The organism is Trinickia dinghuensis (assembly GCF_003367175.1).
GTDB classification, from domain to species: Bacteria; Pseudomonadota; Gammaproteobacteria; order Burkholderiales; family Burkholderiaceae; genus Trinickia; species Trinickia dinghuensis.
Window position 1 is genome coordinate 1 of sequence record NZ_QRGA01000034.1, and the last position, 15,705, is coordinate 15,705.

Genomic DNA, 15,705 nt, shown 5'->3' on the forward strand with positions numbered 1-15,705 from the left:
GTACTTCGCCGACATGCCGTTCTCGTATATCGGGCCGACGGATCGGTACCTCGTGATCTGCGACATGCTGCACGACATCCTCAATGACGGTGCCGCCACGAACCATCGCGCGATCGTGCGGCTCGAGGATCTCGACGCCTACACCACGACCGCTTCGATGAAGCAGTTGACCGACTACCTGTACGGCTTGAAGATCCCGTTCACGATGGCGACGATCCCGCTCTATACGGATCCGAACGGCTACTACAACGGTGGCGTGCCCGAGACGATTCACCTTTCGGCTGCCACGGGATTGAAGTCGGCGTTGAACTATGCCATTGCTCGCGGTGGCTCGATCGTCATGCATGGCTACACGCATCAGTACGATTCGACGCCGAACGTGCAGAACGCTGTGTCGGGCAACGACTACGAGTTCTGGTATGCGGTAGAGAATCGGCCGGTCGACGAGGACTCGGAGCAATGGGCCGAAGGGCGGATGCAGGACGGCTTGCAGGAGTTCACGAGCAACGGCTACAAGGTTGCAGGGTGGGGCGCGCCGCAATACCAGATGTCGCCGCTCGCGTCTCAAGCCGCAGCCGCGGAGTTTGCGACGTCGTACGAGCGAGCCGTCTACTACACGGCGACGGATCCGCAGATCGGCACGGGTGCCGCCAACCAGGATTTCTCGGCTGGGCAGTTCTTCCCGTACATCATCAATCAAGACTACTACGGGGCGCGCATCGTTCCTGAAAACATGGGCAGCATCCAATACAACATCTGCAACATCGATCCGTTTTCGTGTACCGCCTACACGGTCCAACAGATGCTGACCAATGCGCAGTACGCGCTCGTCGTGAGGGATGGCTTTGCGTCGTTCTTCTTCCACCCGTATTGGCTAGAACCCGGTCTTGGGGTACCGGCCATGTCGGACTTCGAGAGTCTCGTGTCAGGGATCACGCAGCTTGGTTATACGTGGGTGGATGCAACGACGGCTCAATGAACCGACCGCTTGCGATCCACGGTTAATATTCCGATGTCGGGCAAGCGCCACGCAGGCAGTATTTGACGTAGTCGACCAGCTCAAATCGCGTCAATGAGTCGACCGAAATGAGCTGGTCGGCTATCTGATCAAATGCAATAGTCTAGACCAAATCTGACAGTGGTCGGTTTCGCGTCGGCGACATTGCGTCGGAGATCGAGACGGCACTCGAATGGCACGGTCTGCCGCCGGATGCTCTCGAACTCAAGGCCACCGAAAATATCGTGGTTGACGATGAACGGGTGCCGGCATCGCTGCGCCGACTGCGCGAGCATGGTGTGGGTATCGCGTTCGACGACTTCGGGACCGGTTATGCGTCGCGCAGCCAGCTGAAGTCCTATCCGCTCAGCGAAATCAAGATCGATCGCGCCTTCGTGCAACGCATGCTCGAATCGGAGCGCGATCTCGCCGTGGTCCGCGCTATCGTCGATCTGGCACCCAGCTTCCCGCCCGTCCGGGAAGCCGTTCGATTTAGCCATAGATAAATGCTTATTAAGTTTATCGCCTACTATATATAGTCACTTGCATTCCCCGTCGAGATTGGAGATCTGCTCCCCGATGGCGTTTGAGTGCTAAGAACGCTCTTTTTTTCGCTTGCATGCGGCCCTTTGTTCTAATACGATCAAAACAAATGACAAAAGCAGTGCAGACCGGACGAAATATGTCGCAGGCGCATCATATGATGCGGTGACTGACAATTCGTCATGCAGCTCGAAGCAAAAATAGAAGACCTTAACTGAGAGAGTAGAATGGGGATCACCGTAAAATCGGGGCACGGGGGCGTTGCACCGGCAAATTCTTTCGAGCCGGCCCGTCTAGTGATCGGTATGACAGAATCGGATTGTCACACTGTCTCAATCTATCTTTTCAAGCTTTTTCTCGAAGAGCACGGCATCGCAGTATTGAACTTGGGTGCTTGTGTGTCACTTGACCGGATGTTCTCGGCGGCCCGAGATTACACTGCGCAAGCGATCGTGTTCGGTGCACAGAACGGCCATGCCTATGACGATCTGATCGGCCTTCGCCAATGCAGAGAGCGCTATGCATTGGCGTGCCCGGTGTTTCTCGGCGGAAATCTAACTGTCGGTGCGGAGAAGGACCGTGATATCGATGAGATTTTCAGAGAAATCGGCGTTGATTATCTTGTCTCCGATTTCGAAAGCTTCCTGTCGATCTTCCAATACCTGAATGTCACACGGTCCGCTGTGGCATGCGAGGCGGCAACGGACCTACCTGCTTCTCTCGGGACCGTGGCTGGAGCCACTGCGGCCTCGTCGCACCTCGCCCGGTACGCCCGGCATTAGACGATTGCTGGTTATCCATAACCGCTCGAATCTTGATTAAAAATCGTACGGAGATTAAGGATGCTGATGAGCCTGTTGGGCTGGCAACGTAGGCTGGCGATAGCTGCGATTTTTTTTCAGTCCACCTATGCTTTCGCCGGTCAATTGAAAATTGACATCGAAGGTGTGACGCCAGGTGAGGGCGTCGTCCTGGTTGCAATTTTTCCGGAGGCAGCCGCGAGCAGCTTTCCGATCGTGAAGAATGAAAACGGGATTAAACTATTGTCGCTCGACGGTAACAAACAGCCATTGTCGACCACGGTAACTTTGCCAAATGGAAATTATGCTATTTCGGCGTTCGAGGATCGCAATCACGATGGTGCTCTCGCGTTGAATGGACCGTACGGCTCGCCCTCCGAGCCGTGGGGTTTGAGTAACAATAGAAAACCCCGAAATCGCGGCCCCATCTTCGGCGACGCCGTATTTTCGGTGGGCGACGGCCAAAACACGCAAAAAATACGACTCGGCCTTTAAGGATCCGCTCATATTCGACGATCCCTTGATCAAGCTCGCTTGGGCGGTAACGCCGAAGCGAGGGGATGCCCGTGTCCTCGCGAAACACAAGAAACTACGGAGTTATCCGATGGAAACGACACTTGTTCAATTGTCCGATGGTGTCAAGACGATGCTTGCGCTCGACGAGATCGACCTAGACGTTCCGCTGTCGCAAATCGGCGTCGATTCGCTGAATGTGGTCGAGATGATCATCATCTGCCAGCAGGTTTACTGCAACGTAGTGAATTACGACGAGATCAGCATCGACGAGAACACGACGCTGCGAGAGATCGACCAGCAAATGACAGCGCTCTCGGTCGGCTAGCCATGGAAATGATCGAATCCGAACGTGCGATCGCCGTCCGTGCGGCGCACGGGAATGCCGCGGAGCGGGTGGTGTTGGTGGAGTCGTTGTCGGATCGGGTAAGCGAGCAGTTCACGCTGACGATTCCGGCATTTCGGGTGAACGCGGGGAGCGTGGTCGCCGTTATCGGCCCGAACGGCGCAGGCAAATCCACCTTGTTGGCCCATCTATTCGGCGAGCGCTCGGCAACGCACGCGACCGTTCGTGTGCTGGGATGCCGCGCCGGCGCGCTACCCGTGCGTGAGCGGCAGCGAATCGGCGTGCAATGGCAGGAGGCCGGCTACAACGAGCGCTATCTCGTACGAGATATCCGATCCCTGCACGAGCGGGCCTATCGGGTTTCACGCCCTGAGATATTCGATGCGTTCGATCTCGGTCCGCTTGCGCGAAGCCGCTTCGGATCGCTTTCCTCGGGAGAGAAGCAGCGGTTGCAGCTTGCGATGGCGATGGCGCATTCGCCGGACCTGCTCATTCTCGACGAGCCGACCTCGAACCTCGATCCACGTTTTACACAGGTTTTTTGTCGTCTGCTCGCCGATATGGCGCAGTCCAATGCTCGTTTCTCTTGCCTCGTGATCACGCACTGCGCCGACGTGGTCGCGATCTGCGACGAAATACTGATGCTGCAAGCCGGTTCGATTGCCCATCACGGGCCCAGGAACACGATCATCAGGCAGCAATTCGGTCCAGTGGGGTGCTCATTCACAGGCTTGGCGGATGCGCGCCGGGAGGTACAACTGCGCTTGACGCGAGGCGGCTTGTCCATCCACCCGAAGACCATCGGTCAAACGCTGACCGTCCATGGCGGCGAGGCGTTGCGCGCCGCGGCACTCGATGCGGCACGCGACCTGCCGCTGGCTCGCTTCGCACTGTGGGAAACCGGCGCTGCCGATCTTTTGGAGTCGATTAATCATGGGTAGGGCAATCAGTACGCGCCGCGGAGCATTGGCGCATCTTTTCAGAATGGAGTTCGTTACCTATTTCAAGCACCCGGTCGCGGCGTTCTGGACGTTTGCCTATCCGGTGTGCATGTTCTTCGTGCTTGGGACTATTTTCGGGTCGAACGGGAATGCACCCGGCAGCAGCCTGAGCTATAACGACTATCTGATATCCGGCCTCGCCGCGGTGACGATCATCAGTACGGCTCTGTTCGGCTTTGCCGTGGCACTCGTGGAGTTGCGAGCGCGATCGCGGTTGAAGCTGTTCCAGGTGATGCCGATCGAAAAATACACGTTCTTCCTGGGCTACACGGCATCGCGTGTCTTGATTCTCGCGCTGTTCAGCCTGTTGTTCGTCGGCGTGTTTTCGCGCGTTGCCCCGCATGCGCGTCCGGTAGCCCCGGGCAATCTGCTGCTATTCAGCGTTTTCATGGTGACGGGCGGCCTCGTGCTGATCGGCTGCAGCATCTTGATCACGGCGGTCGTGAAGCGCATCGGGACGGCCCAGGCATTGATCAATTTCATCAATATCCCCCTGATCTTCCTATCGGACACCTTTCTACCCGTCGCAATCTTGCCGCCGTGGCTGCAGAGGTTCGTCCACTTGTCGCCGATCTTCGTGTTCATCGAAAAGTCCCGAACCATCTACGCGGGCACCTATGTTCTGTCCGATGTCCTGCTTTGGATGATCGTCGTCGCGGCGGCAGGCCTCGCGCTGATCGGGATGGCCAGCCGGCTGTTCAGTTGGAATCCGGATGAAAAGGGCGTTTGAAGAACGGTTTGCCGAACGGGGGGCTACAGCATGACCGCAACACTAGGCGCATTCACTGAAGAGTTGAAACGCATGTTGGGCACGAAGGCCATCGATATCGATGCGCCGTCGTGTACCGCCTACACGGTCCAACAGATGCTGACCAATGCGCAGTACGCGCTCGTCGTGAGGGATGGCTTTGCGTCGTTCTTCTTCCACCCGTATTGGCTAGAACCCGGTCTTGGGGTACCGGCCATGTCGGACTTCGAGAGTCTCGTGTCAGGGATCACGCAGCTTGGTTATACGTGGGTGGATGCAACGACGGCCCAATGAAGGGGAGACCTTAGAAGCGGTTGCATTGTGCGAAACGCGCCGAGGGCGCGTTTCGCACTGACCGCTTGAGAGCCACCGTTAATATTCCGATGCGGAGCGAGCGCCACGCCGGCAGTATGTGACGTAGCCGACCAGATCGAATCGCGTCTATGAGTCGAATGGAATGAGCTTATCGGCTGGCTGATCAAATTACCCCCCAGAACTGGCCGGCTAGTGTGGCCGTTGTGCCGACTGCGGCGCTGGGGTTGCCTCCGAAAGGGTTATAGGTATTGCCGAGATAGGGATTATTGGTGTTGAACGCGCGGGCCAAGGCCGCCTGCTGGGCTGTGGTCCAGTGAGCGATCGTGCCGAAAATTCAGCGCCAGACAACCGCGTACTCAGGCCAGTCGCTTGCCAGAGCGTATAGATAAGCAAGGTGGTTCCCTTGCTTCGCCAATGCGCCCACCTTGGGGTCTGTCTTGCGTTTCTCGTCCAGATCGAGGCGGACGCCTGCTGGAGAACGGACTCCGTTCTCGTAGACCTTCGCACCAAAGTTCGTATTGACGGGAGCCCTGTAACTCGTCAGGGTGAAGTTGGAAAAGCCGAGCTTCTTCAGCGCATCGCTCAGGGATGCCGCCACCGGCAACAATTGCTCGGACTGTTTGGTCAGCCGTCTTTCTCTTTGCTCATCCGATTCAGTGAAAGGATTGCTTCCGTCCTCGTAAAATTTAGGATCGGTAGTTAGTGCCGACGCCGCAGCGTATTGCGCTTCGACAGCAGCAGCGAGTGTTTCGTTTTGCGCCGCCTGAGCAGCCTTGTATTTTCGAAACAACTCATACAGCTTATTTCCTGCCGCAGCATTGTTGACGGATTCGCCCGCGTGGCATACGAGCATCTCGATTTGCCTGATTTCCGGGTTGAGTCCTGAAGCAAGTAGCATGGCCGCGATCTCCGCGCTGTTCCATTTGCCTTTTTTTGTCTGAACGACAGGCATATCTGTATTTGCGTGCGCAAGGATATAGCACTTGGCGTTCGAACTGAACTTCTCAAGACCCGTCGCACCACCTTCGTAGAGCGTACCGTCCAGCATGAGGTCCCCGATCATCCCCCTGCCGATCCGTTTCATTTCGTCGTCGACGCCTGGACACCACAGGAAGTTCTGCTGCCTGAGCATGACGTCGACGCGCTCGAGAAGCGCTTTACCAAAATTGGTTAACGCGCCGTTCCGATTACGCGCCGAGGTGTTCCACCGTGGATTTTTGCGCTTCCAATTCTTGAATTCCAGATCCAATGCTTCAAGCGCGGCTCTGCTTCGCGTACGGTCATAGGCCGCCAAAGCTGCGTCCACCCGCTCAAGGTCGGCGCCACGCCGAGCTACGATGCCGGCATCCGTTGTACGCATCCATTCAGCGTAGGAAGGCATCATTATCATAGATCATTCCTCTTCATAGACGAATATTGCCGCTGACCAGAACTCGCTTCTCGCATCTATTCAAGCCAAGCTCGCGCGCAAACGAATAGCAGTTTCTGCGGCATGAGTTATAGATGGCTGGAACCATTCCGGATCGCTGAAAATTATATTGTCGCCAAGTCATGCCGGTCTGTAGCACAAACGCGCTACATCACGTCAACGGGTTATGCGGATCGTTCCTGGTATGCACCCACGTGCCCGGATCTTCTGAAGCAGAGGTGTCAATCGTCCGGCGTGCCGTTTCTGTCCCTAGCGCAGGCAGACATCGTCATTTTCCTTGCATTGGAAAAGGGCGGCCAGCGCTGGTGGCCTGAAACATCCGTATTTCTCATGTCATTCGGAGCACGCACAACCTTTCCGTTGTTTGCAAGGGCCAGCTCGAAGAAGTACTTCGAAAAACTGCGACTTGTACTTGGGGGAGAAACACTAGAGCAGTTCAAAGCCAGACTTGTACGTTTGCGCGAGACGGAATCCGAGCCGAGGTGGAGCTACCGTCGAGTAAACATCGGATCTCTGGTGAACGAGGGGGCCCTTGGCACAAAAAATTGAGGTGAAGCAGGGGAGCGACGGGGAGGAGTGAATCGCCCAGAATTGGCGCGCTGTGCAATCTAGTCGCCGTGGACAAGACGTAAACAGCAGCCACGTCCGCCGAGCGGCTCACGGCAAGCGTACCAATCGAGGCAAGCACAGCATAAAACGTCGCATAGACCAGCAATGCACGCTACACGCCGATCAGATGAACGCAAAGGCATTCGCACGAGCGTCGTGCAGCGAGTGATGCTCGCGCCCGGAATGAGTTTGTCGGCTATCTGATCAAATTGCGCCCCAGAACTGGCCGGCTAGTGTGGCCGCTGTAGCGGCCGCGGCGGCGGGGTTGCCTGGGAAAGGGCTATAGGCATTGCCCCGATAGGGATACGTGCGGCCCGCGCCGTCGTCAAGCACCACTTGGTAATCCTGCCCCGCCTGCCTCCACGTGGCAGGTGAGCGCGTGACTTCGAGAGCATGAATGGTGATGTGCGGAAACTGTGCCCCGGTCGGCAGCTCATAAACAAGTCCGACGTCGTCGTCGCGCCCCATAGCGCGCAAGCGATACGCAACGCCACCCAGATTGACGGTGGCCGGCCAGTTGCTTGCACGGTAGGCCATGTGCCTTTCCGTGCGCAGCGCGCGATTGGCGCCCCCGTATTGCGTCGCGATCAAGGCCCAATCCTGCGCGGTGCTGTTGCGGGTATTAGTGTTGAACGCGCGGGCCAAGGCCGCCCGCTGGGCTGTGGTCCAGCGAGCGATCGTGCCGAAAGCCGTGACATTGGCGACGGTCGCGCGGGCATCCGTGAGAGGAAACGCCACGTCCCCCCATTCGTTTGCCGCGCCGGCGCCTGCGTTGGCGATGAAGTCCTGTGCCAAAAGAACGCGATTCGCCGCACTCCATCCCGGCAGCCCGACGAAGTGCCGTGCGGTATTCGCCGTACGATGCGCGCCGGTCAGCACCGCGGCAATCGCAACGCATTGCGCCGACGTGAGGCCGTGCTGGTTGGCCTCGAATGCCGCTGCCAACGCGAGCTTTTCAGCCGTCGCCCAGCCGGCGAGGGATGCGAAGTGACCGGCAATCAGCGCCGTGGCACGTGCACCGGTAAGGCTGGTGGCTAGCTGGACCCACTGGGGCAAAGTCAGGCCGTGACGGTTGGCTTCGAACGCAGTGCTCAACGCAGCCCGCTCCGCGGCAGGCCAGCCGACGAGCGCCGCAAACTGCCCCGCGGTGGCGGCTGTAGCGCGAGCGCCGGTCAGTGGCGCCGCGATAGCAGCCCATTGCGCCGAGGGAAGACCGCGCGTGTTGCTCTGGAAATCCGCGGCCAGGCCCCTCCGTTCGGCTGGCTGCCAGGCGGCGAGGGCGATTAGCGGATTGGCAACGTCGACGCGAGCATTCCCCCCGGTGAGTGCTCCTGCTAGGGCGGCCCATTCGGCGGCGCTCATCCCTTGTTGGCCGGCTTGAAAAGCTTGCACGAGCAGAAGCCGCTCCGCGCGCGCCCATTCCAATCGCACAAAGGCCTCAGCATTCGCCGCTGTTGCATGGGCTGCGGCGAGCGGGCGGACGACGTCAAGCCACTCCCCTGGGCTCAGGCCTGCCTGGTTCGCGTTGAAGGACGTCGCGAGCGCCGCACGTTCCGGCGCTGGGTAGTTGGCCATACGGGCGAACCTGCTTCCGATATCAGGTGTGGCGCGCTGGAGCGTTAGTGCCGTGGCCACCGCCGCAAACTCTACCGCCGTGAGGCCGCCTCGGTCGGTCTGGAACTGTAGGGCGAGTTGACGCTTGTTTCCGGCGTTCCAAGACGCAGCAGGAAGGCTGATGAAGGCGAGGGCCGCCGCGGATGTCATGTTCGGTGCCTGCAGAGACGCGGTGACCTCACGCCATTGCGTGGCCGTCATGCCGTGCTGTTGGGCGTTGAAGGCTTGCGCGAGCGCGACGATTTCGCCGATGGGCCAGGGGGGGATTCGTTCAGGCCGGTGGATTTGTGCAAATTGCTGGACGTTCGGGACGGTAGCATTCGCCGCTGTCAGTTCCGCCCCGATGGCCCCCCAATCGGCAGGCGTCAGGGCGGGGTTTGCGAGACGTGCAGTCCGCAGTTGGTGGATTTGCTCCGCGGACCATGTGGCAACCAGCGGCACCGCCAGGTCGAAAGCTGCAGTGAATTCAGCCCACGTGCGGAGTTGGGTGAATCTCATCACCAAATCTCTCATTTTTTGCGGGTTGGCCATCGGGATCGCTTGCAGACGCTGCGTCTGCTGCCAGACTTGATCCATGGTGTATGGCCTCGTGTTCACGCGATCTTGCACGCCGGCGTATGTCGGGCCAAGCAACGCGGCCAGGGTCATTTGTGCAGGTCTCCATATGGTTTTCGTGTACGTCGTACCGCTAACAGCAGGCGCTTACTTACAAAGCTTAGGAGGGACTTTCCGCAGACCGGGACTACCGTTCGTTTGCAGAAATTCGCTCCCATAGGGAATGCATCCCGACGCAAAAATTCGCGAGCGATGGGAACGCAATTACGCCAACAATGTTGGCATAGATATGTGCAAAGAAGCGAGCGAGTTCTGCGGGGAACTGCCGCGCTACAGCGAACGCGTCTTGATAAACTACGGCCGATAGTGTCCGCACTGGATGACGGTGTGGCAGTAATCCAGGAATCGCACTCGATCTATGCTATCCGTCCCACAGGTTTCACGAAACTGATCGTCAACGAGTTCGCATAGCATGTCAGAAATCCAGAAAACCGGCATGTCGTTTCGACGGGGGGTGATCCTTTGCATCGAACTTGTGGCAATCGTGTTGCTCAGCTACGTGCTGCTGCAAGAGCGCGCACGCAACGCACGATCAATCGGCTTGGATGCCGCTCTTGCTCACGCCATATGCGGTGATTTCTGGGGGAATCCAGCTTCCGCGGAGACGGACAAAGCGCGTGCTGACGCCGGCAGGAAGTAACAAGGAAGGCACGAGAAGTGCCGGCGCAAAAAAGCGGATCTTTCGTGGGCGTCGTGTAGCGCGTTACCGCCGAGAAACCCCCGAGCGCCGCGTAGACAAAACGACGTCGTACATCGCTCATGATAATTTGACATAATCTCAATTATCAACCGAAAATCGCGGTTGAAAGTAAGATGAAAGCTAGTCGATTCAAATGTCCGCTTTTGCGTGGCGTACGCTGGCCGGCAGCCGATCTCGGCGCCGGAGGTTGCGATGGCTGCGACAGAACGGATCACGATGACGATGCGCGAGCTGGACCGGTACAAGGTGATTCAGGCGGTGGCCGGCGGCATGCTCAAGCCGTGGCGCGCGGCTGAGCGGCTGGGTCTGACGACGCGGCAGATTCGGCGGTTGGCGGCTCGGCTGCGCGAAGACGGCCCGGGCGGACTGGTCTCGCGCCGGCGCGCGAAGCCGAGCAATAACCGGCTGGACGCCGCGATTGCCAATCGAGCGCTGGCAATCATCCGAGATCGCTACGCCGATTTCGGGCCGACCTTGGCCTGCGAGAAGCTCCATGAGTGTCACGGCATCCACCTGGCCAAGGAGACGGTCAGGAAGCTGATGACGGACGCGGGCCTGTGGATTCCGCGCCGGCAGCGCCCGCCCAAGATCTATCAGCCGCGCGCGCGGCGAGCCTGCCTGGGGCAACTGATTCAGATCGACGGCAGCGATCACGCGTGGTTCGAGGATCGAGCTTCGCCATGCACGCTGCTGGTGTATGTGGATGACGCGACGAGCCGCTTGATGATGTTGCATTTCACGGCGAGCGAGTCGACCTTCAGTTATTTCGAGGCGACGCGAGCGTACCTCGAGCGCCATGGCAAGCCGGTGGCGTTTTACAGCGACAAGGCCAGCGTGTTTCGCAAGACCGCGGCGAGCGGGACCGGCGACAGCGTGACGCACTTCGGGCGCGCGATGTACGAGCTCAATATCGACACGTTCTGCGCCAACAGCAGCCCGGCCAAGGGGCGTGTCGAACGCGCCCATCTGACACTGCAGGACCGGCTGGTGAAGGAGTTACGGCTGCGCGGGATCAACACAGTCGAGGCCGCCAATGCGTATGCGCCCGCCTTCATCGCTGCGTATAACGCGCGCTTTGCCAAGCCGCCCAAGAGCGAGTTCGACGCGCATCGACCGCTGCGCGCCGACGAGGACCTGGACCTGCTGCTCACGTGGCGCGAATCGCGCAAAGTGAGCAAGGCGCTGAGCGTGCGCTACGACCGGGTGCTGTACCTGCTCGAGGATACCGTCGCCTATCGCAAGCTTATTGGCCGCACCATCGAAGTGTGGGAATACCCCAACGGGCGCATCGAGCTGCGCGCGGATGGACAGGCCTTGCCCTATCGCGAGCACGACAAGCTGCCCGAAGTCGATGCCGGTGCAATCGTCGAGCACAAGCGTCTCGGGCACGCGCTACAAATTGCGCAAATGATGCAGGCGCAGCGCGATAGCCGTCGGATTGCGGCCGCGCCCTCGCGCACGAACCTGGGCGCAGCGGTTCGCTCACCGAACCGCACACCGGGCACGAAGAAGCCGCGCGAGTTCACCCAGGCGGATTTGAATCAAGCGATCGAAGAACTGGCGCAGCAGCACATGCAGACCCAACCCCAACGGCGCAAACCAGGCCGTCGGTCTGCCAGGGCGATCACCTGATGCATCAGCGCCCTGCCCGTTCAATCACATGCCTTCTACGCTGCTGCTATCGAGAACCATGAGAACCAACCAACGGCGAACCTCGACATTTCTATTGAGCTGGAAGCGGACATTTGAACTTAGCCCGCACCCGGACATTTGAATCTGGCTTTGACAAAATCGTGTAGCGGCTAAGTTGTAATGTCCGCTTTTAGCTAAGTTCAAATGTCCGCTTTTGCGTGGCGTACGCTGGCCGGCAGCCGATCTCGGCGCCGGAGGTTGCGATGGCTGCGACAGAACGGATCACGATGACGATGCGCGAGCTGGACCGGTACAAGGTGATTCAGGCGGTGGCCGACGGCATGCTCAAGCCGTGGCGCGCGGCTGAGCGGCTGGGCTTCGTCTTTGAAGCAGGAACCCACAGCCTTATCAACAGAATCTGTGGATAACGCTGCGCAGATCCATCCGCGCTGCACTCGATGCGCCTCAACCTATCGATCAACGGTTCACAACGTAAACCGGCTTTGCTGACATCAGCGTGAGAAAGTAGCAAACAAGGCCGATCGCCATCAGCGGTAGCCAGATCCACGCAAGCACCGAGAACAGGCCCAGAGATACCACCGATCCACCGATCCCGTAAAGCATGTTGGTCTGTTTCACATTATCAAACACCAACCACGCAGCGATCAGACCACCGACCACCATTAGGACTATGCCGTTGAGAGGGTCGCCGTGAGACTGTTGCGATGAATGCTTCCACATTTCACCGACGGCGTACACCCCAATAGCTGCTGCGGTCATGTAAAAAGCGCGCTTGGTAAAGAATGCATGACTGAATTTCGATGCGCAGTGGTTGTTGAACTTCGCGATGCCCACGAAGAGCGCTGCAAGCACGGCAGCAACCAATATCAGCTTGATTACCAGCATTTGAACCCCGTATGTGAATGTACTACCCGGCGTCCGGCCGTGCGGTGCGCTCTTGCGCCATTTGATTTCCTGTTCCTCAAAACTCGCCGGGTCGGTCGACAACTCCGGCGTATCGACATCGATATTTTGGTCGAAAAATGCACCGCACGGACAAGAAAACGCTACGTTCAGTTCCATGTTTTCCTATTCCTTCGAGAAATGGTCGCGAACCAAGGTCGCGATTCTTTCCCACGACGCACGCGCGGATCTCTGATTGCACCCGGGGGCGCCACCGAGTAAGCATATTCGACCCCGGCGATCCCGGCTCGCTGAAGGCGATCTTCCGCTTTTCGGCCTAGCGCGACCACCATTGCGCCCGGAAACTGATTCAGTTGAGGAACGAGATAGCGCCTTGCACATTCCCGCTCCATGCCGCGCTCCACTGGCCCGCATTCTTTCGATGTCGAGCAGAGAGCCGAGTCTGTAATCCATGTCTTGCGCATCTGCTGCTCGAACGTCAGTGTCGGCCAGCAGAGATTCAGCAGGTCCCGAACATTCCTGTGAAACTGATCCTTTCATGAGCGAAGCATGCCCACGCGTAATTGCTCACCGAGAACAGCCGCCCAGATGGCGACCCATCACCTTCGTGGGACTCCGATTCGTGTGGGTCGCCGAGTTCAGCGCACACCAGCACCAGACGGACCTCTCCCGCTTCGCCTATGGCCCCGCAAAAGCCCCTAGGCACGTGCCCCTCTGCCGGGCTCCAATTGGCCGAAGGACATGCGCCAGCGAAGCCAGCGCAAGGTTCAAAAGCGCTCTTTAGGAGGGCTTGGACTGTCGGACCCGGATGCATGTGACTCTCCTCGTTTTCCTTGGTGCTACCCGTTGGAATTGATCAACAGGCGAATCGTATTTGGGCGCTCTCGTACTTGTGCAACAAGCCCTCGAGGAACGGGATGACCTGCCCGTCGTCTTCGACGAACTGCATCACCTCGAGATCCTCGCGATCTTCGTTGGACAACGTATGCATGCTGTACTCAAGAACAAGCTGCCACTGCACATCCTCCTCCTCGCTAATCCCGTACTGCTCAAGAAGCCAGGCGTAGTGCTCTGGCTCCCCGGCCAAGCCGTCATGCCCCCAAGACTTCGTCCATTTGGGCAAGGATGGCATCAATAAGCGAGGATCGGTCCATATTTCGTTTTCCGATGGCGTCAATCCCACGGCCTACATTGTTTGTCAAGTAACTGGCATTTGTCCCACGTTGACTGCAAAGCAGCGCGTGTATCTTCCGTATATAGGCCAACTTTTTCGCATGCGAAACAAGCGAGCAAGATCCCCGTAGCTGCAGTCAGGATAGTCGCCGATGCTGTCCGGTTGCAACGTGTTGCCACTCAACGTGAAGCGATCAGCGACCTCTCTTGATGCAGGAATGGCGACATCCTTCGGTGCGTTGTGTCCCGCCCATGTCATGGTTCCGGCGCATTGAAGCAACGTCGTTTGTCGTTCAGCCTGAGCGTACCCAACCCCGCTGTTCGCCGTTGTCAATAGAGCCAAGATAATTGCGAGTCTTCGGCGCATGATGTGGTCCCGGACGAGATCTGTTTTCCGTTGTCATTAGAGCGGCTGAAACTGGCACTCAGTATCCAGGACCACGCGCCCGTCGTCGAGGTGGATGACGCGCCGGAACGGTTCTTCTGCATCGTCGCGCAGCACAACGCCCTCGATCGCACGGGATGTGTCGTGATGGAAGCACACGAGCACCCGCTTGCCCGCGCGCGCTCCTTGCTGGGGGAATTCCGTCGCGCTGATGTTTGCTTTAACGCGCATGTCTCTATCCCTTGTTTTCCTTGGCTCGCGGTTCAATCACACATCAGCATCACAAGGGCCGCCCCGTTCGAGTCGGGAGATACCTCGCGAAATACCGGATCGCCATCCCACGTAAAGACCGCTTGCAAGTGACCATCAAACAGGGTTTCTTGGCCAGTTGCAGGCGTTCGCGAACTGCAGTCTACGATCTCGCGCGTGACCATCCTTCCGATCAGCTCCCTGAAACCTGCAACTCGCTTCGGAGGCATAAAGTCGGTCCGGGTCCAGACCTTCACGATTGAGCCCGTGCGCACCATCGTGGCCCGGTCATAGTCGGTTTGACCATCTCGATCTTTATAGGCCAGTAACCAGTCAGCACCATAGGCCCGCGACGTCGAAGTGATCACTGCCATCATGACTAAAAGATTTCGCAGCACCTGTAATATCCTTACGGCTTCCCGAGATGCGCACATTGCCGTTTTCCTAGATCAACTCGTACTTGTCGATCAGCTCGAGCTTGCGCTCTTCCTTCCGGCGCCGCTCGGCGAGCGATTCGTCCGTCGGCACGATTTCCGGCTTGGCGGCCAACGTCGCGTCGTAACCCTCCGTCTCAGCGACGAGGCGCACGTGCTCGTGCAGTTCGGCCTTGGCTGTCGTGAACATCATCGCTCCGCATTTGCTACCAATCCTTGATATCCGAACCTGCGTCCAGGACCTTGTCCCGGATTTTGCGGACAACCGCGCGGACCTCCTTGCTATCGGCCATCGACAACGCGACCATGGCCGTACTTACGTTGGTCATTGCAGTGGCGATGGCATTGTCCTGTGCCTGCATCTCGATCAGGTCATGGAGGTCGAGCACGGCCTCGAGCGCAGGCGCCAACTGTGACGCCTCCGGGTCATCGATCGATACGGGCATCTCCAGCAACATGCCCCAAGCGGCCTTGAGGGCCTCTGTGAGTTCGCCCATCGTGTTTTCCTACTTGCCGGCTGTCATCTTCCGCCATATAGGAGCCACCGGGCTTCCGGCATAAAGGAGCCGGGGCGTTTTCGGCATAAAAGAGCCACTTCGTTTCCGGCATATAGGAGCCAGCCGGTTTTCGGCATATAGGAGCCAAGGAAGGAATCGAGCATCTCGATCGTGATGCGCA

General features: G+C 58.4%; 18 protein-coding genes and 1 pseudogene. 11 read left to right on the forward strand and 8 right to left on the reverse strand.

The window, feature by feature from the left end; translation table 11 throughout:
• The 8 genes and pseudogenes from DWV00_RS33225 to DWV00_RS33260 form a co-directional block, all read left to right on the forward strand.
• The coding region (locus tag DWV00_RS33225) for a polysaccharide deacetylase family protein (protein ID WP_115537859.1) at positions 1-979 on the forward strand (979 nt) is incomplete at its 5' end.
• 221 nt (positions 980-1,200) lie between these two features.
• The gene (locus DWV00_RS33230; protein WP_245965144.1) at positions 1,201-1,503 is read left to right on the forward strand and encodes an EAL domain-containing protein; all 303 of its coding nucleotides are present in this window, start codon (positions 1,201-1,203) and stop codon (positions 1,501-1,503) included.
• A 264-nt stretch (positions 1,504-1,767) separates the two neighbouring features.
• Entirely contained in the window at positions 1,768-2,322 is a 555-nt protein-coding gene (locus DWV00_RS33235; protein ID WP_115537861.1) for a cobalamin-dependent protein, read from the forward strand.
• A gap of 60 nt (positions 2,323-2,382) precedes the next feature.
• On the forward strand, positions 2,383-2,835 hold the full coding sequence (locus tag DWV00_RS33240; protein ID WP_115537862.1) for a DUF2141 domain-containing protein: 453 nt from the start codon (positions 2,383-2,385) through the stop codon (positions 2,833-2,835).
• Positions 2,836-2,944: 109 nt separating this feature from the next.
• Positions 2,945-3,181, forward strand: a complete 237-nt coding sequence (locus DWV00_RS33245; protein ID WP_115537875.1) for a phosphopantetheine-binding protein — start codon at positions 2,945-2,947, stop codon at positions 3,179-3,181.
• 2 nt (positions 3,182-3,183) lie between these two features.
• Positions 3,184-4,140, forward strand: a complete 957-nt coding sequence (locus DWV00_RS33250; RefSeq protein WP_115537876.1) for an ATP-binding cassette domain-containing protein — start codon at positions 3,184-3,186, stop codon at positions 4,138-4,140.
• A gap of 43 nt (positions 4,141-4,183) precedes the next feature.
• Complete coding sequence (locus tag DWV00_RS33255) at positions 4,184-4,930, forward strand: ABC transporter permease (RefSeq protein WP_181885666.1); 747 nt, start codon at positions 4,184-4,186, stop codon at positions 4,928-4,930.
• Positions 4,931-5,026: 96 nt separating this feature from the next.
• A pseudogene (locus DWV00_RS33260) lies at positions 5,027-5,242 on the forward strand (DUF2334 domain-containing protein); the annotation flags it as partial.
• A 355-nt stretch (positions 5,243-5,597) separates the two neighbouring features.
• On the opposite strand, the gene DWV00_RS33265 reads toward DWV00_RS33260, so the two are convergent.
• Complete coding sequence (locus DWV00_RS33265) at positions 5,598-6,647, reverse strand: hypothetical protein (RefSeq protein ID WP_147298039.1); 1,050 nt, start codon at positions 6,645-6,647, stop codon at positions 5,598-5,600.
• Positions 6,648-7,505: 858 nt separating this feature from the next.
• Positions 7,506-9,563: a hypothetical protein gene (locus DWV00_RS33270; RefSeq protein WP_115537865.1), complete on the reverse strand. Its 2,058-nt coding sequence runs from the start codon at positions 9,561-9,563 to the stop codon at positions 7,506-7,508.
• Positions 9,564-9,942: 379 nt separating this feature from the next.
• On the opposite strand from DWV00_RS33270, the gene DWV00_RS33275 reads away from it, so the two are divergent.
• The 3 genes from DWV00_RS33275 (at position 9,943) to DWV00_RS34280 (ending at position 12,290) form a co-directional block, all read left to right on the forward strand.
• A complete protein-coding gene (locus DWV00_RS33275; protein WP_115537866.1) occupies positions 9,943-10,170 on the forward strand; it encodes a hypothetical protein in 228 nt (75 codons plus the stop codon).
• A gap of 252 nt (positions 10,171-10,422) precedes the next feature.
• The gene (locus tag DWV00_RS33280; RefSeq protein ID WP_115537867.1) at positions 10,423-11,862 is read left to right on the forward strand and encodes an ISNCY family transposase; all 1,440 of its coding nucleotides are present in this window, start codon (positions 10,423-10,425) and stop codon (positions 11,860-11,862) included.
• A gap of 263 nt (positions 11,863-12,125) precedes the next feature.
• Positions 12,126-12,290: a hypothetical protein gene (locus DWV00_RS34280; protein WP_181885667.1), complete on the forward strand. Its 165-nt coding sequence runs from the start codon at positions 12,126-12,128 to the stop codon at positions 12,288-12,290.
• 49 nt (positions 12,291-12,339) lie between these two features.
• Here the strand turns inward: DWV00_RS34280 and DWV00_RS33290 are convergent, their stop codons facing one another.
• The 6 genes from DWV00_RS33290 to DWV00_RS33315 all read right to left on the reverse strand — a co-directional run bounded on the left by DWV00_RS33290 (position 12,340) and on the right by DWV00_RS33315 (position 15,524).
• Positions 12,340-12,945 carry a hypothetical protein gene (locus DWV00_RS33290; protein WP_115537869.1) on the reverse strand — a complete coding sequence of 202 codons (606 nt, stop codon included), beginning with the start codon at positions 12,943-12,945 and terminating at the stop codon, positions 12,340-12,342.
• A 697-nt stretch (positions 12,946-13,642) separates the two neighbouring features.
• Entirely contained in the window at positions 13,643-13,777 is a 135-nt protein-coding gene (locus DWV00_RS34935) for a hypothetical protein (RefSeq protein WP_281272702.1), read from the reverse strand.
• Positions 13,778-14,362: 585 nt separating this feature from the next.
• Positions 14,363-14,575 (reverse strand): hypothetical protein, encoded by a 213-nt coding sequence (locus DWV00_RS33300; protein ID WP_115537871.1) that lies wholly within the window; start codon positions 14,573-14,575, stop codon positions 14,363-14,365.
• Between the two features lie 32 nt (positions 14,576-14,607).
• A complete protein-coding gene (locus tag DWV00_RS33305) occupies positions 14,608-14,991 on the reverse strand; it encodes a surface-adhesin E family protein (protein ID WP_147298040.1) in 384 nt (127 codons plus the stop codon).
• A 46-nt stretch (positions 14,992-15,037) separates the two neighbouring features.
• Entirely contained in the window at positions 15,038-15,217 is a 180-nt protein-coding gene (locus tag DWV00_RS33310) for a hypothetical protein (RefSeq protein WP_147298041.1), read from the reverse strand.
• A 16-nt stretch (positions 15,218-15,233) separates the two neighbouring features.
• A complete protein-coding gene (locus DWV00_RS33315) occupies positions 15,234-15,524 on the reverse strand; it encodes a hypothetical protein (RefSeq protein WP_115537874.1) in 291 nt (96 codons plus the stop codon).
• Positions 15,525-15,705: the final 181 nt, after the last annotated feature.